Below are 21,453 nucleotides of genomic sequence, written 5' to 3'. Positions count from 1 at the left end.
CGATGACACAGGAAATCACATTCGGTGTGCATTCCGAAGTTGGCCAACTGCGAAAGGTCCTGGTATGCGCGCCGGGGCGTGCCCATCAGCGTCTGACGCCGAGCAATTGCGACGCGCTCTTGTTCGACGATGTTCTCTGGGTCGATAATGCCAAGCGCGACCACTTCGACTTCATAACCAAAATGCGTGACCGCGGCGTCGACGTGGTCGAGATGCATAATCTGCTCGCCGAGACGGTTGCGCTCCCTGAGGCAAAGAAGTGGATTCTCGACAATCAGGTCGTCGCCAACCAGATCGGTCTCGGTCTGCTGAACGAAGTGCGTTCCTATCTGGAGGGGCTTTCCGACCGGGATCTGGCTGAAACCCTGATCGGCGGCCTGTCGACATTCGAATTTCCGGAAGCTCTGGGCGGCGAGCAACTCGCCCTGATCCGTGATGCCGCCGGCGTCAACGAATATCTGCTGCCGCCGCTGCCGAATACGCTCTATACGCGTGATACGACCTGCTGGATCTATGGCGGTGTAACGTTGAACGCGCTTTACTGGCCAGCGCGTCATGAGGAGACGATCCTTACCACTTCTATTTACAAGTTTCATCCCGACTTCGCCGGCAAGGTCAACGTCTGGTGGGGAGATCCAACGAAGGATTGGGGTCTTGCCACGATCGAAGGCGGGGATGTCATGCCAATTGGCAAGGGCAATGTCCTCATCGGCATGAGTGAGCGCACCTCCCGACAGGCGATCGGTCAGGTGGCAAAAGCACTATTCGAGAAAGGTGCTGCCGAGCGCGTTATCGTTGCGGCAATGCCGAAGCTGCGCGCGGCCATGCATCTCGACACGGTATTCACCTTTGCGGACCGCGACTGCGTGCTTCTCTATCCCGATATCGTCAACAATATCGAAGCCTTCTCCTATCGTCCCGACGGCAATGGCGGCATCGAACTGCGCAAGGACAAGGGCTCTTTCGTCGAAACCGTGCGCGACGCGCTCGGATTGAAGACGATGCGGGTCGTCGAGACCGGCGGAAACGACTATATGCGCGAACGAACCCAGTGGGACAGCGGCGCCAATCTGGTCTGCGCGTCACCCGGCGTCGTCTATGCCTACGACCGCAATACCTACACCAATACCTTGCTGCGCAAGCAGGGCATTGAGGTGATCACGATCACAGGCGCGGAGCTTGGGCGTGGGCGCGGCGGCGGCCATTGCATGACATGCCCTATCGCTCGTGACGCGGTCGACTACTGATCGTGGCCGAAAAACCTGGCTTTCTTATCCGGAATCCTTGGGTTTGTGCCCAGGTCAAGGCGCCTGCCTGTGGTCTGGAGCGCTCGCTTCGGGAAGCATCGCCTCTCGAACGGCACGGGATGGTCATGTCGGAGACGGACCGTTTCAGTGAGATATCTTCGGGGGCATGCCATGTTTAGAGCTGGCAGGAAATATGGCCACCTTGTCCACGATGCCGGTTGCGGTTGCGCAAATCGCGATCTTCAGCAGCGATCCCGCTACCTCGGCGAATATTCGCGACGAACATTCCTGGCCGGCATCGGATCGATTGCCGTTGCGGGTGCGGTACCCCGAGCAGGCAACGCGCAAACTTCAAAGCGGCCCTCAAAAATACTTCTGAACCAGATCCGGCTTTTCGACGGCAAATCCAACACCTTGCAGAACGGCTCGCAGGTCCTGGTGGAAGAAGGCAGGATCATCGCGATCGATGCCGCAAACAATCCGCCGCCCGCCGATGCAATCATAATCGCCTGCAACGATCGTGTCTTGATGCCGGGCATGATCGACGCGCATTGGCACACGATTTACGCTGCGGTGCCCCTGCCGGTCCTTTTGACCGGCGATCCCGGCATGATCTTTGCCGCTTCCACCGCCGAAGCCGAACGCACCTTGATGCGGGGTTTTACCACTATTCGCGATCTCGGCGGGCCGGTCTTCACATTCAAACAGGCCATCGATGCCGGCATCATTCCGGGTCCGCGCATTTTCCCCTCGGGGGCAATGATCACGACGTCGGGCGGTCACGGTGACCTGCGCATGCCGTTCGAAATTCCTCCGAGAGATGGTCAGCTCAGTCTCAGCGAATTGATGGGAAGCGCTGCCATCGTCGATGATGTCGGAGGCTTGAAACGTCGCGTGCGCGAGCAGCTTCTTCAAGGCGCATCGCAGGTCAAGATTGTCGGAGGGGGAGGGGTGTCGTCTCCGCGAAGCCCGCTCGACATGAGTACGTTCAGCGAGGAGGAGATCCGCGCAGCCGCTGACGTGGCGCGGGACTGGAACACCTATGTAACGGTTCATGCCTATGCATCCAATACCGTCCGGCGCGCGATCGACGCGGGAGTGGCATGTATCGAACATGCCCACCTCATGGATGAAGAGACGGCAAGGATGTTTGCCGACAAGAATATCTGGCTCAGCACTCAACCGTTCCTGTCGATCGAAGATGCTGCCTCACAGACCGGTGTGGGTGCCGAGCGCGCAGCGCAGATTTTCATCGGAACACCAAAGATCTACGGATACGCGAAAAAATATGGGATCAAGACGGCCTGGGGGTCGGATCTCCTGTTTTCGCCGGAATTGACGCCTCGCCAGAACGTCATGCTCACGCATCTGAGCAACTGGTATTCCAACGCCGAGGCGTTGCGCATGGCGACATCGGGCAACGCAAGTCTTCTGACGCTCTCCAACCTGCGCACGCCCTATTCGGGCAGTTTGGGTGTCATCGAAAAGGGAGCCTTTGCCGATATCCTCGTCTGGGACGGCAATCCGCTCGACGACATCAAGATGATCGAGGAACCCGAGAAAAACCTGAAGCTCGTCATGAAGGACGGCCAGATTTTCAAGAATGCACTCTGAGGTACCCACTCGAGGACGATGATGCGGGCTGGACGCCAACGAGCAGTTTCTTCGGCCGAAGTCGTGATTGCGGTGCTTGTCGTGATCGCCCTGTTGCCGGCGAGCGCGCCGGTGATTGCGCCACTGGCATTCGCGCTCCTGGCAATAGCCCTTCTGTGGCCGGTCCAACACGGCATGCAGGCATTCCTTCCAAAATACGTCGCGCTTCTGGCGACCTTGACCGTTGTGATGATCGCCCTTCTTGCGTTTGCCTGGATCTTCTCTTGGTCCTTCGGCCGTGTCGGCGGATGGATGATCAGCAATGCCGCCCGCTTTCAACAACACTATGATGAAGTTCGTCGGTGGCTGGAGGAACAGGGTATCGACGTCGATGTGCTCTGGGCCAACAATGTTGGCACAGCTTCAGTCGTGCGCATGGTTCAAACCGTGACGACCCGCCTCAACAGCACGTTCAGCTTCTGGTTGGTCGCTCTGACCTACTTGCTTCTCGGAGTGATGGAAGTAGAGGGTTTTGCCAATCGCCTCAAAACAATGCCTTATCCTGTGGCGCGGCAATTGCTTCTCGATGGCAGCCGGCAGACGGCAGAAAAGCTTCGCCGCTACATGAGGATCCGGACGATCATGAGCATCGTAACGGGCCTCGTCGTCTGGGGTTTCACCAGTGCTTTCGGACTTCCCCTCGCAAAGGAATGGGGCGCCATCGCCTTCGTTCTGAATTACATACCCTTTATCGGACCGCTCGTGGCAACGCTGCTTCCTACCGCCTTTGCCCTCATTCAGTTCGACAACTGGCAATCGGCGCTTATCCTGTTCCTGGGGCTCAACCTCATCCAATTCACGCTTGGCAGCTATATCGAGCCTCGCGTATCAGGCAATGCTCTCTCCCTTTCACCGGTCGTCGTGCTGTTTTCCGTTTTTGCCTGGGGTTATCTATGGGGGATCTTCGGCGCATTCATCGGTGTACCCATCTCGATCGCGCTGGTGACGTTCTGCCGCAATCATCCATCCAGCCGGTGGGTATCCGAACTTCTCGGACGCGACAGCGAAGACGATCATGGTGATGACTCAGGCTGAAACGGCGCCAGCGAAATGAATGTTCACCGGCCGACGCATATATAGCCGCGAGCACCGTAAAAACATATGCCGCCCCGACTGCCGCCACCGCTCGAAACGCGGTCGAGGAAGCGCGAGTTGACCCAGCCGCTGCGGGAATACCGGGAGCGGACATTACACCATCTGCGCGACGAAGAGCAGCGGTCAATGGTCACTCTATCTCCCCTTCGTAACTGACCAACGACGCGAAACGAGGTACCGGGTCCGGATCGCACTTGAACTGTGCCGGTCACCTGCGCCGAAGCAGCGTCTGCCGGAGCAACTTCCGCCAAGGTTAAGACAACTGTGAAAAAGGCGACTGTCGCCATGTGCAGGACGTTCATGGAATACTCCTTCAGTTATTCGGGCCAGAAGACCGGTGACGCCTGGCGACCGATGGAAACAAGTCGGCATGCCCATCCGAAACAGAAAGATCGCCGGGTTCCTATCGGAACATCGCAAAAAGCGCCTTGCTTGCCTCCTGCATCGTCAGGCCGCGCCGAAACGCGCCTGTTTCGATGAAATTGACGATTTCGGCGATGACGATGGGGTTGAACATCATGAAGGTGTGCGTCGCATGAAGCACCAGATGGTCCGTCGCGCCCTCCAGCTTCGTCGATGCGACGGACACTTTCCCATCGTTGCGCCCTTCTATGATGGCGTTGAAAAGCGGATTGATGGATATATCACCCGCGATAATGCCCACTGGATAGTCCGGTAGCGGCAGAAGCTTCGGCAACGCGGCGGGGCCAGTCCCAAGCTCGCACCCGGCGGGGCCATTGATCCAGTGAAATGGCGTCATCTCTCCGAAGACGTCCACGATCTCGGACCCGTTGTTCGGGGGCGCCAGCATGACAATCCGGCCAAGATTTGCAGGACGCATTTGCGCCAGCCAATAGCGGACAAGAATGCCACCCATCGAATGGGTAACGAAATTGACGCGTCCTGACCCGCACATTGCCACTGCCTCACCTATGTGGCCGGCGAGTTCGGAAATGGTCGCGCGCGTCGAAGGATATTCGTTGTTGATGACGACGTATCCGCGCCGCGCCAGAGTCTTCTCGACAAGCCGAAGGGATCCGCTGCTGCGCGCAAGCCCGTGCACCAGCACGACATTTTCCGCACGGTCCTCAGCAGCAATCATGGCAAATCCCTCGAGATGGTTCTGAAGAAGTTGGTCTCAGAGATCCCTGGTTCGATCCAATAAATCGCGACCGGTCGCTGCGGTGAGGCCGCGATCCTTCTCGACATGCCCGGAACCGAATATTCGCCGCTTGGCAATCTCTCTCACCGTCTGAACGAATATATAGAGCAAAGGAATGGCGAGAAGGCCTACGATTGTTCCGAGCAGCAACCCACCGAGCACGGTAACGCCGATCGCCTGGCGGCTGCCTGCTCCGGCTCCCGTCGCCACCACCAACGGCACTACGCCCAATATCGATGCCATCGCCGTCATTAATACCGGTCTGAAGCGCTGTGCCGTCCCTTCGCGTGCCGCTTCTATGATGCTGAGACCGTCTTCCCGGCGCTCCTTGGCGAATTCTACAATGAGGATGGCGTTCTTGGCCGCCAGGCCGATCAGCAGCAGCAGGCCGATCTGGGCGTAGATATTGAGATCGATCCTGCCGATCACCAGGCCCGCCAAGGCCCCGAGCACCGCGACGATCACGGACATCATCACTGCAAGCGGAACGCTCCAGCTTTCATATTGGGCGACGAGGAAGAGGTAGGTGATAATGATCCCCATGATCAGGATGATGACCGTCTGTCCACCCGCTTGCTTTTCCTGAAGCGCCAGTCCCGTCCATTCATATCCAAAGCCTGGCGGCAGCTTTTCCGTTGCGAGCGCCTCCATGGCGTTCAAGGCATCCCCGGTGCTCGCCCCCGCCGCAGCCTGACCGTTGATAGCGGCCGATGGAAAAAGGTTGTAGCGATTGACCGAGTTTGGTCCGTAGATGGTCGAGATGGAAAGCAATCCTTGCAAGGGAACCAGATCGCCGGACTGGCTCCGCACTCTCAGCCGCTGGATGTCCTCAATGCGCGAACGGAACGTCGGCTCGTCCTGGATCCGAACCTGGTATACGCGCGAAAAAATGTTGAAGTCGTCGACATAGGCCGATCCCAGATGCGCTTGCAGCGTGCTGAAGATCGTCGCCGGTGAAACGCCGAAAAGTTCGGCTCGTCGCCGGTCGATATCGAGATAGATCTGCGGCGCGTCAGCCGAAAACGTGCTGAACACGCCTGTTAACCGCTCCGTCTGGTTTGCTGCGACGATCAGTCCGCGCATCACTTCGGCAAGTTCTTCCTGACTTTGCCCGGCGCGGGCCTGAAGGCGAAAGTCAAAGCCACCGGTTGTCCCGAGACCAGGTATTGCTGGCGGATTGAACGGGACCACCGACGCCGTCGAAACCTTTCTGAACTCCGTTCGAAGCTCGTTCATCAACGCAAAGGCGCTCTGGTCCGACCCGCGTTCGCTCCACGGCTTCAGCGCCGAGATGATCATTGCCGAATTGGAGCCGCCCCCGCCGATCATGCTCGTTCCGGCAATGGCGATGGTGTTTGCAATCCCGGGCGTCCGCTGGAGCACAGTGGTGACCGTCGCGATTGTCTCCTGCGTGCGCTCGAGGGAAGCGGAATCGGGCAATTGCACGTTCATGAAGAGATAGCCCTGGTCTTCTGCCGGGACAAAACCCACGGGCAGGATGCGATAGAGACCGTAGACGCCCACGACGGTAATCATGAGAAACAGCAGACTGAGGGCAATCCTGCGGGCAAAAACCGCCAGCAAAGAAACGTAAAACCGTCGCGATGCATCGAGGCCCTGGTTTATCCTGCCGAACAGCTTCGACCGGCTCTCCTGTACCGGCCGGAGGATCAGGACGCAGAGTGCCGGACTGAGGGTCAAGGCATTGATCGTCGAGAAGGTGATCGTGATCAAGATGGTGACCGCGAACTGACGGTAGAGTTCACCGGTTATGCCGGTAAGGAACGCAACCGGCACGAAGAGAGCGGCCAGCACCAACGTTGTTGCAACGATTGGACCCGTGACCTGGCTCATCGTGCGTAGCGTCGCTTCACGCACGTCGACGCCCATCTCGCTCATGATGCGCTGGACATTTTCCACCACGATGATCGCGTCGTCCACGACAAGACTGATCGCGAGTATCATCGCGAAAAGCGTGATCGTATTGGCCGAATAACCCATGAGATAAAGCACGGCAAAACCGCCGATCAGCGAAACGGGTATGGTCAGCGTCGGGATGATTGTCGCGCGCCAGTCCTGCAGGAAAAAGAACACGACAAGGACAACGAGTACGAAGGTGATCGCCAATGTGACAAAAATCTCATGGATGGTCTGCCGGACGAAAGCGGTCGTGTCGAAAACGACCGTGTAGGCGAGGTCATCAGGAAATTGTTCCGACAATGTCTGCAGCTCGCCAAGAACAGCGTTCGAGACCGCGAGCGCGTTTGCATCGGTCGATTGATAGACGACGACCGTAGCGCTCGGCCTGCCATTCAGGGTCGAAGCCGTATCGTAGGATTGTGCGCCGAGCTCGATCCGGGCGACGTCGCGGAGATGGACGATCGCTCCGTCCGCGTTGGTGCGGATGATGATGTTGCCGAACTCGTTTGCATCGGCAAGCCGTCCTCTGGCCATGATGGTCAACTGCAGCTGCTGACCGGTGGGTGACGGGGGCGAACCGAGCTGGCCGGCGGATGCCTGGACGTTCTGGGCCTGTATCGCCGCCATCAAGTCGGCTGCGGTTATGCCAAGGGCCTGCATGCGATCGGGATTCATCCAGATACGCATGCTGTAGGCGGGACCAAACACGCTCGCCTCACCGACGCCCGGCAGGCGGGCGATCGCATCACGGATGTTGATCATGGCATAGTTGCTGATGAAGACATCGTCTTTAGTGCCCTTCGGCGAGTAAACCGCAAAGCCAAGCAGCATGCTCGACGAACGAGTTCTGACCGAGACGCCTGTCTGTGTAACGGCAGCAGGAAGCCGAGGCGATGCCATTGACACGCGATTTTGCACATTGACCTGGGCGATCGCTGGATCCGTACCCGCCGCGAACGTAACCGTCAGACTGTAGGTGCCGTTATTGGTGCTCGACGATGACATGTAGAGCATGTCTTCAACCCCGTTCACCTGATCCTCGATCGGCGCCGCCACGCTGTCAGTCATGACGCTGGCATTCGCGCCGGGATAGCTTGCCGTGACCTGCACTTCGGGCGGTGTGATCTGCGGAAACTGGGCGACGGGTATCAAGAAGAGAGACAGGCCACCCGCAATCATCATCACAACTGCGATGACCATCGCAAATCTCGGCCTGGCAATGAAGTGCGCCGAAAGGTTCATTGCGCTGAACCCGATTGCGGTTCCATAGGCGCGAGCGAGATCGCGCTGCTGTCGGCTGGAGAAACTTCCGTCGGTTCGACGACGAGGCCTTCCGAGACGTTCTGCAGGCCGTCGACGATCAGTTTCTCCCCGCCTTTAAGACCATCGTCTACTGCCCAGTTGCCGCCGATCTGCCGGGTAATTTTTATTCGACGAAGCTCGACGGCATTCTGCGCATTGACGAGCAGAACGTACTTGCCACCCCGATCCTGCTGCACCGCCCCCAGCGGCACGACAGGACGAAGCGTCTTTTCCCTTTCCGATATGATGACCGTTACGAACTGACCTGGAATAAGCAGTGCATCCGGATTGGGAAATAGCGTTCGAATTGCCAGCGTCCCCGTTGCCGGGTCGATTTCATTGCCGAAGAACTCAATCCTTCCCGGCTCCGTGTAAGGTTGGCCGTTCGACAGCCGCAGGCTGGACTTATAGCCGCTGGCGAGCTCCTCCTTGCCAATATTGCCTCCGGCCGCACGCAGTTCGAGGATCGATCGATCGCTCACAGAGAACACAACGCGGATCGGATCCATTTCGACGACACGAGCCAATGTCGTTGAGCTGCCGCTGACGAAGCTTCCAACAGACAATTCCGCGGCTCCGATGCGGCCGTCGATCGGCGAGACTATCCGGGTGAAGCTGAGATTGAGCTCGGCCTGGCTCACGCGCGCTTGTGCCGACAGAAGGTTTGCCTGACTGGTTTCAAGGGCGGTCTGGCTTTCCTCCAGCGTCGCGCGCGAAACGGTTTGGTTGCTCAGCGATTGATTTCGCGCGACGCGGCGTTCAGCATCCGCCAATGCCGCCTGGGCGCTCGCAAGCGCTGCCCTGGCGTCCGACAGCGCTATTTCCAGGGACCGCTTGTCGATCAAGAAGAGATCCTGATCCTTCCTGACCAGTTGGCCTTCATTGAAAAGACGTTGGTCGACAAAACCTTCGATCCGCGAACGGATATCGACGGCATTGACTGCCTCCACACGTCCGACGAATTCATGTTTCGGCGAAACGTCTTGAACCGGCACGGTGAGGACGCCAACGGACGGACCAGCCTGTGCCGCCACGTTCTGCGGCACTGACATCAGAGCTGCGAACAATAACATCAGGAACGTCGGCGGAACCCGACGATGCAACTTCATCGACATGTCTCCAACAAGACCGAGAAATTCGACAACTCAAGGCGGATGGAAGCAGTCTATAAAAATTAGCAAGCGCTCAAGTTCTACTACCGGACGTGGAAAGCAGCAAGCATTACTGATGGTGCGTCCTGTCCCAATTCGGCGCTCTGGCGACGCTTGCCGGATGCAGAGCCACTGCGATCACGCCAGCGCGGCAGCGTTGCATTAGGCACATCTCTGAGCGTTCGCCGCGTGGGGACAGCATCCGGCGATCGCGAGTTCGCAGTACCCGCGCGCGTCTGGCTTCGAGCTCCGCAAAGATTTTTTGCCGGCCGGACTTTGTGAACCTACCGATTTGGTGCCGGCCAGATGCTGGTGGCGTCATCGGCGAAGTCGACCATCGAGGCGGCAAAAGCCGGAGATTTCGTGCACCGTCTTTTTATGCTCACTGCAAGGGGCACTTTCTCACTTCTCAGTTAGTCTCATCGATTTTCGACCAGCTCGTTTGTTCGACGTCCGATCTCAAACTCAACTGGGCCACGAGTTGTTCGACAACGCTGTCCTGTTCGTTTTTCGTGAATACGATTGCTTCGATTTCCATCCCGTCGCCGGCATCGCACAGGCGGCTTTTTATCGATCGGAACTGCAGTTTGTTGGCGTTCAGCGATTGCAATAGCGTCGCACGGACGGCTATTTCACGATCGGTTGGGCATTTGAGCTTTATATCGTAAATAAGCTCTTGTTCTGGTGCGACCACTGACCAAGCTTCAATATACGATCCAAGCTTGGGAAGCGTGTAATTGAAGGCAACAATGAAAAGAGCCGCTTCGCCGGCCAGCAGAAGCTGCCCATAGCCAGCAAAGACGCCTACCGCGCCGGTGCTCCAGACAGTCGCAGCCGTGCTCAATCCTTTTATATTGGTGCCGTCGCGGATAATGAGACCGGCCCCAAGGAAGCCTATACCGGTAACGACTTGAGCGCCCATGCGCAGATCGAATTCGAAGCCCATCGCGCTCGGAAGCGATGCATAGGATGCGGCACCAAGGGAAACAAGCGCATGCGTTACGAGATTTGAGTTCCGCTGCTTTAAATGCCTTTCGGCGCCGATCAGCGTTCCAAGCAGCAGGGCAATCACCAGTTTGAGGAGAATTGATTGGCTGGCGTCCATATCGTCGCCTCTATGTTATCCGGTTGAGTGGCGCCTATTTCCGGGACGTCGGTCAGTGACGTCTACTGCAAGAAACCATTTACCCTCGTGCAGAAAGAAACCAGTATCCTCTCGTCTTTGTTACTCTGAATTGGAAGTTGAAGGTTCGATCGGAGAAACCATGATAAACATCCTGCTGAAGTTACGCTTCGTCATGGCGCTTGCATCCATAGGAGTTATTGCCGCTGCGGGTCTGATGTTTTGGGAGGGTCTGCTGACATTATGGCATGCCTTTGCCTATGTGAGAACCGACCCGGACCTTGCCGTTATTGCGGCCGTCATGCGGGCCACGGACAAACTACTGTTTGCCATCGTCCTTATCATCTTCGGCTGTGCCATCGCGCTTGGCTTTCTCATCGATCTGTCGCCCGAACGACGCGCGGCGCTGCCCGATTGGATGGTCATCGATAGTGTCGCCGAACTCAAGAATCTCTTCATCCAGATGATTATCCTCTATCTGGTCGTCCATTTCGCCACGCTCGTCGCCGAGACTGACCAGATGTTACAGTGGAACGCGTTGGTCCTCCCGATCTCGATTCTGCTATTGGCCGGCGCAATGCGACTGATCGCCGGTTCGCCTGGACACGGCACTCACGCTGAGGATGCTTCGGTTCAAAAAAAGCCACCCGCTTCCACTCCCAGCGCCGATGGTTCCTAAATTCACATGCGCGATCTTACCTGCTGCTCGTTGGTGCGTCGGCCGCAAGCGGCGGGCATGTGGTGTTTGCAAGTTCACCGGCAAGCATGAAATTGTCGAAAACGGCCGTCTTGCGCGGTGCCCTGACGACGAGACCACGACGCCGCCGTTCGTCATCGCGTAAGGCATCGCCGCTTGCTATTTCCCTTACCGTCACTCTAACCGTTCCAACCGCCGATAACGGTTGGTCCTGTTTAGAGCAGCTTCGCCGAGCCGCCGGCTCCATTCGTTCCCGCAATGTCGTACCAGTGTTAGCGGCCCACCGCACATGTCGATCGAGGTCACCTGATCTGTCCGGCATGCGCCGCCACGCCAGGTCGATCTGTGACGGCCGGTATCTTTGATATCTCCGGCAGCGTAGCCCCGTGAACCAAGAGCATTTTCCCGCGTTTTCTGGGCAAGGAGAACGTCATGGGCCTGATCATTGAAGGTGACTATCATCGCATCGGTCGCGATTACGACGAGCCTGATGAACTCGGGCAGGCAAATGCATTCGTCGACGAATACCTCCACTTAGTCAAAGAGAGCGATATCGGCAGGCAACTGATTGATGAAATCGAGCTGCCCGTCCGTAAGAGACTGCTCGTGAAGGCTTTTTGCACCGTCATTGCGGCCGAGCATCGCCCGGATATGCGCGCCCTGTTAATCAGGGCAGGCCTTACGCTGGCCCAATATCAATCGGGAATCGGCGGCCGAATTTGCCTCAAGCCAGGCCATGGCACCAGCGCCAGCCACCACCGATCGAGGCTCTCGGCCCACCGATTGGAGGCCATCCTGTTCACCGCAGCTGCAGATCGGGTTCGGCTTGGGGATCTGTTTCTGGCCGTTGTGAAGCGCTCCCTTCACTAACGACCAGTAACAGGCAGTGTGTGTCCCGGCTCGATCAATGCGGGCCATGTGTATGGGGGAACAGCACAGCGCCCGCAGGTCAAGATCGATCTCCGGCGGCGAACGCGGGCTGGATTTCGCCAGATTGGATCACTCTGCAAGAAAATCGGAATTGCGTATCGGGCTTGCCTCGGACAGCGCATCTCGAACGCCCCTAAGGTCGAGATTGGTGCCGTAAACCGGAGTGCCGGGCTGCTGCCTCCAGGAATCCCTCAGTTTGCCGGCGTCCACGGCGTCGAACCCAATATCATCGATGAGCCTAATGAGTTTCGACTTGGCGTTTGTATCGTCACCCGCAACGGGGAGCGCAATGCGGCCCGGCGAGCCCGCCGGCTTGCCGTAGTTGAGAAGGTTCTTCCAGTTGATGTTGTTGAAGGCTTTCAGAACGGGGCGCCCGATCTGTGTTTCCACCCATTGGCTCTCCGTCAGACCGTCCTCGATCGCAGCAATCTTCCCGTCGCGCTGGCGCGGGTAATAATTGCCCGTGTCGACGACGATGACGGCCGGATCGACTCTTTCGAAGAGATCCTGCGGCAGGTCAGGGACCCGGATTTGCGGGATGGTGACGATAACAATCTCACCGCTGCGCGCGGCTTCACGAGCCGCTACCGCCTTGGCGCCGGTTTCTTTGGCGAGAGCGGTTAGGCTCTCGGGGCCTCGGGAATTCGCGACGAAAACAGTGTGGCCGGCGGCCGTCAAGAGTCGTGTGAGAGCGCCGCCGATGTGGCCGGCACCAATGATTCCGATGTTCATGACCTATTCTTTCATTTCTGGCGACCGGATGTGGCCCTTGCCACCGAAACTGGGATCGAGGGGCAATCTTGACAAGTGTACCAGGGTATCGTCTTCAGGTCGGCCATGATCACAATGGCGTGCAAGAGGCAGAGCACTTTCGAAGAGCTTGCAGATCGGCCCCTTTGCGAGGGAGCGCTCCTTCGCCTCGGCACTGGCAGCTGGTTCCGGCATTCCTTCGGGCTGCGTTGAGCTGTTGTGGCTGCATTTGTCGTGCACCTGGGCGACGACGCTCAATGAGCTGAGGCCGCGAGCGTGGCTCAAATGAGTTCAGTTCTCGCTGATTGGTCACCTTTAACGCAGCAGGCCGTCGCTGTCGAAGTCGTCCCAACCGCTCAATTCTGTCGCTGCCTTATCAATGTTGGTTTCGGTGCGCTGCGTATTCATCTTTTTCCGAGAACGCGTCAGTTTCGCCTGGTGTGCAGCGCGCCTGCGGTTTTCTGCTCTTGCGGCAGCTTCTTCCTCTCGCCATTCGTCCACGGCGGCGCGGTCGAGCAGGTCTTCGACCACCCGGGGATCAAATACATGGAAGGTGATTTTTCTTGCTCGCCCCTGCAATCTGACGGTTCGCGTTCCAGCGCTCGGCAGACGGCCGTCCTCCAGCCAACGTTTCCTTTCAGAAGCTGTAATCGTCAGGATATCCTCGATCTCGCGAGGGATGATCGGAAGGTTCGAAATGTCCGCCAGCGATTCGGAGATGACCGACGCGGTCGCGCGGAACGCCGCCCTGGCAGTCTCGGGCATGGTGAGGGTCAGTGCCCCGGTCTGCATGTCGAGCGATTTTCTGACGGCGGTCGGCAGTCGGGAACGGATTTCCTGAAGGATTCCCTTGACCCGAACAGCGGATCCAAGCGTTGCAGCCACCGGCAGTGACCATTCTCTGATCAGCTCGGGATCGTCGCTTTCTTTGGTTTTCGTCTTTGTTCTGGGCATACTGCAGCAGATGGGAAGGGCAGGGTCGAGCGTCAACCGAACTCCGGCCTTCTAACGTTTGACGAGCGAGGAGGGAACCCTGCGTCTGTCCCGAACGAACCGATTGGACCGCCATCATTGTGGCGACCTGACGTCGGCCGGTCTCTCTCGGCCGATATGGGCTCCACCGGCGGTCACAGTCGAAAAACAAGCACTTCAGTCGCCGGTCATGACAAGGCCCTCGATCTTTCGCGGATCAACGCCGGATAGCTTCGGATGCCCAGGCGGTCGCTGGCAGTGGACGTCGATGACGATGGGCGCGAGCAAAATTGTCCTGTGTCCCATGATGGGCAAGAGCGGCGGCGCGCCTCGGTTCCATAAGATAGAGACTTGCGAATGATATCAGTGGGTTGTCACTCGCAAAGAAGACGCAATGGATCGTATCCATTCGCATATCGATCTGGATGAACGACGCAAGATCGCCCGCTGGCGAATGGCTGGCCTAGGTATCGAGACCATTGCCGAGAAGCTCGGACGGCATTTTCGGCTGTTCGCTTACTTGCCGCACTGCTATGGCAATTTGAACGGCGCTCGGTTTCGAGGAGTCACGCGAGGTGTAATGCACCGAAGAAAAGAGATTGCGGAGCGTGTCGTCGCACGATGGAAGGCACACGGCTTTGCGCTCGACGCTGATCCGCAATATACGCTCCTCGTCGAACTCTGGGTCGACGGCGCCATTGAGGCACGAGAAATGCGGCGCCGTTACCTGACAGTTCTGCGCGAGCAAGAGTCCGCCCGGACATCTCGATCCGCTCGGGGAGTAAACCCGCAATTGATGGAATGCAACGGGTTCGCGAACGGGTCCGAGCGCAGCCAAGCCACCGACACTAGACCATCACCTAACCTCCCCTCTTCACTCCCCGACTAAAGGAACGATCAATGGCGACGACCCCACGCAGACCGGTCAATCCACTCGATGCCGCCGAAGCCCTGTTCAAACCGGCCAAGAAGACAACGGCACCACCTGTCGAGCGACGCGCAATTCCAGTCGCGACCGAGACCGTCTCGATCAAGATCGACGGGGATGTGCTGGCATTCTTTCAGGAAGACGGACCGGGTTGGCAGGAACGCATCAACGCGGCCCTTCGAAAGACAATGGAGGCTACACGCTAGCCACTGACCGGACAATCGACTTTGGGCAATGGCGAAGCTGATCCTTCGCGGCTTCAGGCCGCTTTACGACTGGCGGCCCCAAACGCTGTCTCAATGTGCCGTCCCCAACATGGCACGGCGTATCTCCGAATGAGCAAATTCTCCCTGCGATCGCTTAAACTCCTGGTGGATGCTGCCATGCGCCAGCACGTAGGCCCGCGATGATATGTCGATTGCTTGCAGGAAGCTTTGCTCGGCCATCAGGATCGTCATGTTGCTCTTTTCGCGCAGTTGCATGATGGCGTTCAGCACATCACGCACGACGATCGGTGCGAGACCGACCGAAGGCTCGTCGATGATGATGATCTTCGGCGACGTCATCAGCGAACGGGCGATTGCCAGCAACTGCTGCTGACCGCCGCTCATCGTGGATGCAATCTGTTTGCGACGTTCCAGGAGCAGCGGGAAGGTCTCGAAACAATAGGCGAGATTGTCTTTCATGCGGGCACTGACCAGGGGATTGCTGCCCGCAAGCTTGAGATTGTCTTCCACCGAAATGTTGGGCACCAGCCGTCGTCCTTCCGGCACGATTGACAGACCGAGGCGGACGATTTCATGTGGGCGCAGTCGGGTGAGGTCGGTCGTCCTGCCATCCCATTCCAGCAGGATGCGGCCGGCGCTTGCCTGCACGAAGCCGAGAACGCAGTTGAGCAGCGTGCTCTTGCCGTTGCCGTTCATGCCGAGCAAAGCCACCATCTCGCTTTCGTTAAGTTCCAGCGAAACGTTGCGCAACACGGCCACCGCGCCGTAGCCGGCGGACAGATTGTCGATGATCAGTCTATTCACCGAAATACACCTTCTGGACGAGCGGATTGTCGGCGATTTCGGCCGAGGTACCCGAGGCGATGAGGCGGCCGGTTTCGAAACAGACGATCCGCTGCGAAAAGCGCATCACCGCATGCATGATGTGCTCGATCATGATGACCGCTACGCCTGTCTCGTTGAGCGCAAAGAGGATTGCCAGAACCTCGTCGATCTCCTCCTCGGACAGTCCCGCCATCGCTTCGTCGGCAATCAGCACCTTCGGATTGCCGACGAGCGCGCGGGCGAGTTCCAGCTTGCGCAATTCGAGCTGCGACAGGTTTTCAGAAGCGTCGGATATCCTGTTTGCGAGCCCGACGCTTGCAAGGACCGAGCGGGCGCGCTCGGGCTTGCTGCCTTCGACATGGCAATAGTCGAGCGGCACCAGCAGGTTCTCCAGCACCGTCATGCCGGTAAAGGGCCGCGGAATCTGGAAGCTGCGGGAGATGCCGAGCCGAGCACGTTTGTGGGCTTCCACATGGGAAATATCCTGGCCCTGAAAATGCACCGAACCCTTGTCGGGACGATAGACGCCGGTGATGCAGTTGATCAGCGTCGTCTTGCCGGATCCGTTGGGGCCGATGATGCCGAGCCGCTCGCCGGGAGTGATGTCGAGGTCAACAGGACCAAGCGCACGGAATGCGCCGAAGACTTTCTCGACACCCTTGAGGGAAAGAACCATGTCGCTCATGCCCCTGCTCGCTCCCGTCTGCGGCCAAGGACACCGGACAGTCCGCCGGGTGCGAAGGCGACGAAAGCGATCAGCACCAGTCCGACGAAGAGGATGTTGAGCTCGGAGGAAATGGTGACGGTGGCGATCTGCTGAACGGAGGCAAGCAGCAGTGCGCCAAGCACCGGTCCGGCCCAGCTCTTTGTGCCGCCGATCAGCGGCATGGCGATGGCATTGAGCCCGATGATCAGACTGAATGCAGTGACCGGCTCGACGAAGGATGTGTAGAAGGGATAGGGTGCGCCGGCCGCAGCCAGCACGGCGCCGCTCAGGGCGCAGGCGAGCAGCTTGAGGCGCAGCGTCGGAACTCCGGAACATTCCGCCGCGTCTTCGCTCGCCCGCACGGCGCGCAGACCGCGGCCAATCCAGGAGATTTCAACGAAGCGGGCAAGAGCGACGCTCGCCACCGCGATCACCAGCATGACGGTGAAATTATACTGCGATGGCCCAGGGCTCCAGGCCGGTGGGCGCGGCCCGTAGACGGCCATACCGCTTGCGCCTCCGAGCGCTGAGATATTGTGTACGAGGGTCTCCAGAACGACAACGAGACCGAGTGTGGCGATGGCGAAATAGACACCCTGGATGCGAAGCGTCAGATATCCCATCAGCACACCGAGAATGGCGCCGACCACAGCTGCTGCGACGATGAGAACCGGGAGCGGCAGGCCGAAGGTGGTAAACAGGAAAGCGGAGAGATAGACGCCGGCGCCGACAAAGCCGGCGGCTCCGAAGTTGATGTAGCCAGCGTAGCCGCCAAGGATATTCCAGCCGGTGGCGATCGTCACATATTGCAGCACGACGTAACCGACGAAGAAATAGAACGGGTTCTTCAAAAGCCACGGCATCAGGAAGCCGACCGCCAGCACTATGAAGGCTCCGGCAAGGAAGAGGACGGAGTTCTTGCTCATCGTGCGCCTCCGAACAGGCCTTGGGGGCGTCCGGCAAGGCCGAGCAAAAGGATGGCGAATGCCACGCCCGGAGCCCAGGACGGATTGAGATAGGAAGCAACAAGTGCTTCGGCGATGCCGATAATGATCGCGATCACCAGACTGCCTGGGATCGAGCCCATGCCGGCGAGGACGATGATCGCAAAGACGCGGCCGATCTGGTAGCGGCCGGCAAAGGGTTCGATCGGCCCGACCATGATAAGCGCCGCCCCGGCAATCACGGCTGTCGCCGTCGCAATGCCGAACGCATGCCGCTTGACGGCGGCCGGATTGATGCCGGCGATTGACAATGCTCGCTCTTCGTGCGCGACCGCTCGGATCGCGGTCCCGGAACTGGTGCGAGCGAGATAGAGCGAGAGAGCCGCGATCATCAGTGGGCCAAGAAGTGCAGGGATCAGCAGCCGGTATGGAATGGTGAGAAGGCCGAGCTTCAGGCTGGAGCCGATATAGGAGGCACTGACCGATTTCAGCTCCGAGCCGAAGCCGAGCGAAAGCAGGATCTCGATCACCAGTGACAGACCAAAGAACAATGTCAGGCTCTGTAGCACATTGGCGCTGCCCCGCCGTTCGAAGACACGGGAATAGAAGATGTAGAGCACTACGCCGAGAAGATAGAACGGCACCAGGCCGATCAGCGCTGCGACGATTGGATCAAGCCCCCATTGGCACAGGGTATAGACGAAAAAGGCGCCCGCCACGACCAGGGTCGGATGAGCGATATTGGGGATGTGAAGGATGCCGAAGGTGATCCCGAGCCCGAGGGCAAGCGCTGCATAGACGCTTCCCAGCAGAATGCCCGTCACGATGGCGTTCAGCAGAATATCGATCGAAAACATCATGGAGCCCTTGAGCCGGCCCTAAGCCGGCTCTGGATCGGTTGACAAATCAGCCGGCGCGCGCCGCATTGTAGGGGCCGGCAAGATCGCCGGTCTTCAGCGAAGGCGGATCGAGAATGACCTGGTGGCCGGGATTGCGGAACTGTTCCAGGTCGTTGCCCTTGATGCCGCGTAGCTGCACCATCAGCACCCGCCGCTCCTTCCAGTCGCCGATCTCGTTGAAGCCGATCTTGCCGGCAATCGTGTCGACTTCGTTGGCATGTAGATATTCAGCCATCTTTGCCGGATCGACCGAGTTCGAGCCCTTGATCGCCGCTTCGGCGAGCTGACCCGCGACATAGTAGAAGGGTGGGATATAGAAGCCGAGAGGATCAACGCTCTGCTTGACGGCGATCGGTGTGTAACGGTCGAAGAAGCTCTTGATCGCCGAGGTCTGCATCGTCGGTTCAGGAACAAACGTATGGGAGTTGACGATACCGTTGAGCTCCGGCCCGAGCGAACTCAGGAGCGCGCCATATTGCGGACCGATCATCGCGCCGCCAAAGAGTTTCACCTTGTCGGAAATGCCAATTTCCTTGACGCCGCGAATGATTGCCGTGCTGTCGGCCGGGTAGGAGGCGATGAAGATCGCTTCCGGATCGGCGGCATTGATGTTGCGGATGATCGAGGAGAAATCGGTCGTGTTCGGCGGGTAGCTCTGGTTGAAGACGACATCGATGCCGTATTCCTTGGCGACTTCCGCGCCGCCCTTGGCGGCATTCTTTGAGAATTCCAGGTCGGCATTGATGATGGCGATCTTCGTTACACCCTGCCCCTTGGCGAGATCGAAGAAGCCGCGCGCCCAGTCTCGGCCGGAATTCGGTCCCCAGGGGCCGCTGTGGAAGAACTTGTCGTGGCGGGCGACATCGTTGCCGGCGAGCCCGAACATACCGATCATGAAGAGATCGCGCTGCTTGATGAAGGGCATAACCGGCGCCGAGAGATTGGCTCCATAGGGCGAGAAAAGCACGTCACAGGCATCGACGTCGACGAGCTTGGAATAAATGGCCGGAACATTGGCCGCGCTGCTCTGGTCGTCATAGGTGACGAGCTCGACCTTGCGGCCGAGAAGACCGCCGGCGGCATTGACGTCATCACGCCAGAGCTCGTAACCGATCAGCCCGTTCTTCGTGCTGGCGAGCGGGCCCGTCAGCGAAACGCTGGCGCCGATGCGGATCGGCTTGTCCTGTGCGAAAGCTCTGCCTCCGAGAATGGCAGGTGCCGCAAGCCCGGCTGCGGTTGCGGCCACGAGCTTATGAAACTCACGCCTTGTCTTCATCGTTTTTCCCTCCCAAGAAAATTCGCTAGACGAATAAATATTCGCATAACGATAGGCGGCAGCTCTTGCGCTTGTCAATCCCGTGTGCGAACGAAAATAGGAACTGCAGGAGGATTCCGATGATCGACAGCAATTCGCCCGAATTTGTCGAGGCGCTGGCTAGGGGCCTGTCCGTTCTGGAAGCTTTCGATCGGCATGATCCGGAAATGACGCTGGCGGAACTGTCGCGCAAGGTCGGCATGTCGATTGCCACCGTCCGCCGCAATGTGCTGACATTGGAGGCGCTCGGTTTCATTCGTCGCCACAACAAACATTTCCTGCTGGCCCCGCGTATTCTGACGCTCGGCTCCGCTTATTTGAACGCCTTCAATGTCGAGGAGGCGGTTACCCCCGAACTTCATCGCATCACAACGCAGTTCGGCGATGCGGCCAACATGGCAGTCCTCGATGGTACGAATGTTCTCTATATCGCCCATCTGTCTGAAAGCCGTGGCGTACGTCGCAATGCAAGCCTCGGTGTCACCTACCCTGCCTATGCAACGTCGATGGGCCGTGTCTTGCTCGCAGCATTGCCGGACGACGAGATCGAGCGCTATTTTCAGGCTTACAATCCGATCAAACTCACCGACTATACGATTACCGACGAAGCGGAACTGCGCGATATTCTCGTCGAGACCCGCAACAAAGGCTATTCGATCACCGTCGACCAACTCGACTACGGCATCACGGCAATCGCGGTGCCGGTGAAGGACAGTACCGGCCGTATCGTCTGTTCCATCAACAGTTCTGGCTATACGCCGCGGCTCACACCGGATGAATTGATCGCTCAACGGCTGCCGGAAATGCGGCTGGCCGCCAACCGGCTCTCGCAACTTTTTACCCGCTTCCCGGCGCTCCTGCACTCGCTGGCGCCGACCGCCGCACCCGGGCGCTAAACAAATCTCCAGCCGTATTTTTTGACAGGGCTCGACGCCGGGGCTTGACACCTGCCTTTTTCGAAATTCATTATACGAATATAAATTCGCTAGACGAATATAGGGCTTCGGGAGGAGCTTATGACGCGATTGAAAGTCGCCCTTATTGTCGGCAGTGCACGGGCTGCCTCCCTCAACCGACTGCTCGCCCTTGCGATGACAAGGCTTGCCGAGCCCGACGTCGAGTTCGATTGGGTAACGATCCGCGACTTGCCGATCTTCGACCAGGAGGTTCTGGATGCCGGCACACCCTCGCAGGTCGAGCGGCTGAAGAGCCAGATCAAGCGCGCCGATGCGCTGCTTTTCGTGACGCCCGAGCATAATCGCTCCATTTCGGCCATGCTGAAAAATGCCCTCGACTGGGCCTCACGGCCCCGGGATTCCAGTGTCTGGACGGGCAAGCCGGGCGCAATCGCCGGCGCTTCTTACGGACGCATCGGAACCGCCGCCGCCCAGCAGCACCTGCGCGCCATTCTAGGTTGTCTCGACGTTGCCGTCATGGGACAGCCCGAGGCCTTCATTCATCTCTACCCTGATCTCATCACGCCTGAGGGCGAGGTGACGAACGAGGAAACCCGCCGTTTCCTGCAGCTCTACATGGATCAGTTCGATCTCTGGGTCAGCCGCTTCGTTTCGGCGAAGAGCGCTGCCGCCTGACACGGGAACCAACCC

20 protein-coding genes and 1 pseudogene are annotated in these 21,453 nt (G+C 58.6%); 9 read left to right on the top strand and 12 right to left on the bottom strand.

Annotation, left to right across the window (positions count from 1 at the left end; all coding sequences use genetic code 11):
- The first annotated feature begins 2 nt into the window (after window positions 1-2).
- The 3 genes from arcA (at window position 3) to LVY75_07400 (ending at window position 3,935) form a co-directional block, all read left to right on the top strand.
- On the top strand, window positions 3-1,247 hold the full coding sequence (arcA, locus tag LVY75_07410) for an arginine deiminase (GenBank protein XAZ19957.1): 1,245 nt from the start codon (window positions 3-5) through the stop codon (window positions 1,245-1,247).
- A 171-nt stretch (window positions 1,248-1,418) separates the two neighbouring features.
- Window positions 1,419-2,861 carry an amidohydrolase family protein gene (locus LVY75_07405; GenBank protein XAZ19956.1) on the top strand — a complete coding sequence of 481 codons (1,443 nt, stop codon included), beginning with the start codon at window positions 1,419-1,421 and terminating at the stop codon, window positions 2,859-2,861.
- 21 nt (window positions 2,862-2,882) lie between these two features.
- Entirely contained in the window at window positions 2,883-3,935 is a 1,053-nt protein-coding gene (locus LVY75_07400; protein ID XAZ21354.1) for an AI-2E family transporter, read from the top strand.
- A gap of 463 nt (window positions 3,936-4,398) precedes the next feature.
- On the opposite strand, the gene LVY75_07395 is transcribed toward LVY75_07400, so the two are convergent.
- From LVY75_07395 to LVY75_07380, 4 genes are all read right to left on the bottom strand, one after another.
- Window positions 4,399-5,097, bottom strand: a complete 699-nt coding sequence (locus LVY75_07395; protein ID XAZ19955.1) for an alpha/beta hydrolase — start codon at window positions 5,095-5,097, stop codon at window positions 4,399-4,401.
- Window positions 5,098-5,133: 36 nt separating this feature from the next.
- A complete protein-coding gene (locus tag LVY75_07390; protein XAZ19954.1) occupies window positions 5,134-8,319 on the bottom strand; it encodes a multidrug efflux RND transporter permease subunit in 3,186 nt (1,061 codons plus the stop codon).
- Window positions 8,316-9,431 carry an efflux RND transporter periplasmic adaptor subunit gene (locus LVY75_07385; GenBank protein XAZ21353.1) on the bottom strand — a complete coding sequence of 372 codons (1,116 nt, stop codon included), beginning with the start codon at window positions 9,429-9,431 and terminating at the stop codon, window positions 8,316-8,318. The genes LVY75_07390 and LVY75_07385 overlap by 4 nt, the downstream gene beginning before the upstream one ends.
- A gap of 508 nt (window positions 9,432-9,939) precedes the next feature.
- Window positions 9,940-10,635, bottom strand: coding sequence for an MgtC/SapB family protein (locus LVY75_07380; protein XAZ19953.1), 696 nt, complete (start codon window positions 10,633-10,635; stop codon window positions 9,940-9,942).
- Between the two features lie 160 nt (window positions 10,636-10,795).
- Here LVY75_07380 and LVY75_07375 point away from each other — a divergent pair, with 160 nt between their 5' ends.
- Window positions 10,796-11,332 carry a YqhA family protein gene (locus tag LVY75_07375; GenBank protein XAZ21352.1) on the top strand — a complete coding sequence of 179 codons (537 nt, stop codon included), beginning with the start codon at window positions 10,796-10,798 and terminating at the stop codon, window positions 11,330-11,332.
- 16 nt (window positions 11,333-11,348) lie between these two features.
- Here LVY75_07375 and LVY75_07370 read toward each other — a convergent pair whose 3' ends face one another.
- Window positions 11,349-11,528 (bottom strand): hypothetical protein, encoded by a 180-nt coding sequence (locus LVY75_07370; protein ID XAZ19952.1) that lies wholly within the window; start codon window positions 11,526-11,528, stop codon window positions 11,349-11,351.
- 254 nt (window positions 11,529-11,782) lie between these two features.
- Here LVY75_07370 and LVY75_07365 point away from each other — a divergent pair, with 254 nt between their 5' ends.
- Window positions 11,783-12,220: a hypothetical protein gene (locus LVY75_07365; GenBank protein ID XAZ19951.1), complete on the top strand. Its 438-nt coding sequence runs from the start codon at window positions 11,783-11,785 to the stop codon at window positions 12,218-12,220.
- 129 nt (window positions 12,221-12,349) lie between these two features.
- Here the strand turns inward: LVY75_07365 and LVY75_07360 are convergent, their stop codons facing one another.
- On the bottom strand, window positions 12,350-13,012 hold the full coding sequence (locus LVY75_07360; protein XAZ19950.1) for an NAD(P)-binding domain-containing protein: 663 nt from the start codon (window positions 13,010-13,012) through the stop codon (window positions 12,350-12,352).
- Window positions 13,013-13,345: 333 nt separating this feature from the next.
- The gene (locus tag LVY75_07355) at window positions 13,346-13,984 is read right to left on the bottom strand and encodes a hypothetical protein (GenBank protein XAZ21351.1); all 639 of its coding nucleotides are present in this window, start codon (window positions 13,982-13,984) and stop codon (window positions 13,346-13,348) included.
- Between the two features lie 412 nt (window positions 13,985-14,396).
- Between LVY75_07355 and LVY75_07350 the strand changes: the two are divergent.
- Together LVY75_07350 and LVY75_07345 are read left to right on the top strand one after the other, a co-directional pair.
- Window positions 14,397-14,504, top strand: a pseudogene (locus LVY75_07350) (helix-turn-helix domain-containing protein).
- A 398-nt stretch (window positions 14,505-14,902) separates the two neighbouring features.
- The gene (locus LVY75_07345) at window positions 14,903-15,136 is read left to right on the top strand and encodes a BrnA antitoxin family protein (GenBank protein XAZ19949.1); all 234 of its coding nucleotides are present in this window, start codon (window positions 14,903-14,905) and stop codon (window positions 15,134-15,136) included.
- A 90-nt stretch (window positions 15,137-15,226) separates the two neighbouring features.
- Here the strand turns inward: LVY75_07345 and LVY75_07340 are convergent, their stop codons facing one another.
- From LVY75_07340 to LVY75_07320, 5 genes are read right to left on the bottom strand one after another with little or no spacing between them, the layout of a single operon-like run.
- A complete protein-coding gene (locus LVY75_07340) occupies window positions 15,227-15,961 on the bottom strand; it encodes an ABC transporter ATP-binding protein (protein ID XAZ19948.1) in 735 nt (244 codons plus the stop codon).
- Entirely contained in the window at window positions 15,954-16,667 is a 714-nt protein-coding gene (locus LVY75_07335; protein XAZ19947.1) for an ABC transporter ATP-binding protein, read from the bottom strand. Before LVY75_07335 ends, LVY75_07340 begins: the two co-directional genes overlap by 8 nt.
- Entirely contained in the window at window positions 16,664-17,614 is a 951-nt protein-coding gene (locus tag LVY75_07330; protein XAZ19946.1) for a branched-chain amino acid ABC transporter permease, read from the bottom strand. The genes LVY75_07335 and LVY75_07330 overlap by 4 nt, the downstream gene beginning before the upstream one ends.
- A complete protein-coding gene (locus LVY75_07325) occupies window positions 17,611-18,492 on the bottom strand; it encodes a branched-chain amino acid ABC transporter permease (GenBank protein ID XAZ19945.1) in 882 nt (293 codons plus the stop codon). Before LVY75_07325 ends, LVY75_07330 begins: the two co-directional genes overlap by 4 nt.
- Window positions 18,493-18,538: 46 nt before the next feature.
- Complete coding sequence (locus LVY75_07320; GenBank protein ID XAZ19944.1) at window positions 18,539-19,807, bottom strand: amino acid ABC transporter substrate-binding protein; 1,269 nt, start codon at window positions 19,805-19,807, stop codon at window positions 18,539-18,541.
- A 119-nt stretch (window positions 19,808-19,926) separates the two neighbouring features.
- On the opposite strand from LVY75_07320, the gene LVY75_07315 reads away from it, so the two are divergent.
- Complete coding sequence (locus tag LVY75_07315) at window positions 19,927-20,742, top strand: helix-turn-helix domain-containing protein (protein XAZ19943.1); 816 nt, start codon at window positions 19,927-19,929, stop codon at window positions 20,740-20,742.
- A gap of 120 nt (window positions 20,743-20,862) precedes the next feature.
- Window positions 20,863-21,438 (top strand): NAD(P)H-dependent oxidoreductase, encoded by a 576-nt coding sequence (locus tag LVY75_07310; GenBank protein ID XAZ19942.1) that lies wholly within the window; start codon window positions 20,863-20,865, stop codon window positions 21,436-21,438.
- Window positions 21,439-21,453 lie beyond the last annotated feature (15 nt).

Source organism: Sinorhizobium sp. B11, from assembly GCA_039725955.1.
Taxonomy (GTDB): Bacteria; Pseudomonadota; Alphaproteobacteria; order Rhizobiales; family Rhizobiaceae; genus Rhizobium.
The sequence above is the reverse complement of the archived record's forward strand: the minus strand, read 5'-3'. Positions and strand labels throughout refer to the sequence as shown.

Bases quoted from the DNA above. Each gene is read 5' to 3' on its own strand.
- arcA (XAZ19957.1), top strand. From the start codon at position 3: ATGACACAGGAAATCACATTCGGTGTGCATTCCGAAGTTGGCCAACTG.
- LVY75_07405 (XAZ19956.1), top strand. From the start codon at position 1,419: ATGTTTAGAGCTGGCAGGAAATATGGCCACCTTGTCCACGATGCCGGT.
- LVY75_07400 (XAZ21354.1), top strand. From the start codon at position 2,883: ATGCGGGCTGGACGCCAACGAGCAGTTTCTTCGGCCGAAGTCGTGATT.
- LVY75_07395 (XAZ19955.1), bottom strand. From the start codon at position 5,097: ATGATTGCTGCTGAGGACCGTGCGGAAAATGTCGTGCTGGTGCACGGG.
- LVY75_07390 (XAZ19954.1), bottom strand. From the start codon at position 8,319: ATGAACCTTTCGGCGCACTTCATTGCCAGGCCGAGATTTGCGATGGTC.
- LVY75_07385 (XAZ21353.1), bottom strand. From the start codon at position 9,431: ATGTCAGTGCCGCAGAACGTGGCGGCACAGGCTGGTCCGTCCGTTGGC.
- LVY75_07380 (XAZ19953.1), bottom strand. From the start codon at position 10,635: ATGGACGCCAGCCAATCAATTCTCCTCAAACTGGTGATTGCCCTGCTG.
- LVY75_07375 (XAZ21352.1), top strand. From the start codon at position 10,796: ATGATAAACATCCTGCTGAAGTTACGCTTCGTCATGGCGCTTGCATCC.
- LVY75_07365 (XAZ19951.1), top strand. From the start codon at position 11,783: ATGGGCCTGATCATTGAAGGTGACTATCATCGCATCGGTCGCGATTAC.
- LVY75_07360 (XAZ19950.1), bottom strand. From the start codon at position 13,012: ATGAACATCGGAATCATTGGTGCCGGCCACATCGGCGGCGCTCTCACA.
- LVY75_07355 (XAZ21351.1), bottom strand. From the start codon at position 13,984: ATGCCCAGAACAAAGACGAAAACCAAAGAAAGCGACGATCCCGAGCTG.
- LVY75_07345 (XAZ19949.1), top strand. From the start codon at position 14,903: ATGGCGACGACCCCACGCAGACCGGTCAATCCACTCGATGCCGCCGAA.
- LVY75_07335 (XAZ19947.1), bottom strand. From the start codon at position 16,667: ATGAGCGACATGGTTCTTTCCCTCAAGGGTGTCGAGAAAGTCTTCGGC.
- LVY75_07330 (XAZ19946.1), bottom strand. From the start codon at position 17,614: ATGAGCAAGAACTCCGTCCTCTTCCTTGCCGGAGCCTTCATAGTGCTG.
- LVY75_07325 (XAZ19945.1), bottom strand. From the start codon at position 18,492: ATGATGTTTTCGATCGATATTCTGCTGAACGCCATCGTGACGGGCATT.
- LVY75_07320 (XAZ19944.1), bottom strand. From the start codon at position 19,807: ATGAAGACAAGGCGTGAGTTTCATAAGCTCGTGGCCGCAACCGCAGCC.
- LVY75_07315 (XAZ19943.1), top strand. From the start codon at position 19,927: ATGATCGACAGCAATTCGCCCGAATTTGTCGAGGCGCTGGCTAGGGGC.
- LVY75_07310 (XAZ19942.1), top strand. From the start codon at position 20,863: ATGACGCGATTGAAAGTCGCCCTTATTGTCGGCAGTGCACGGGCTGCC.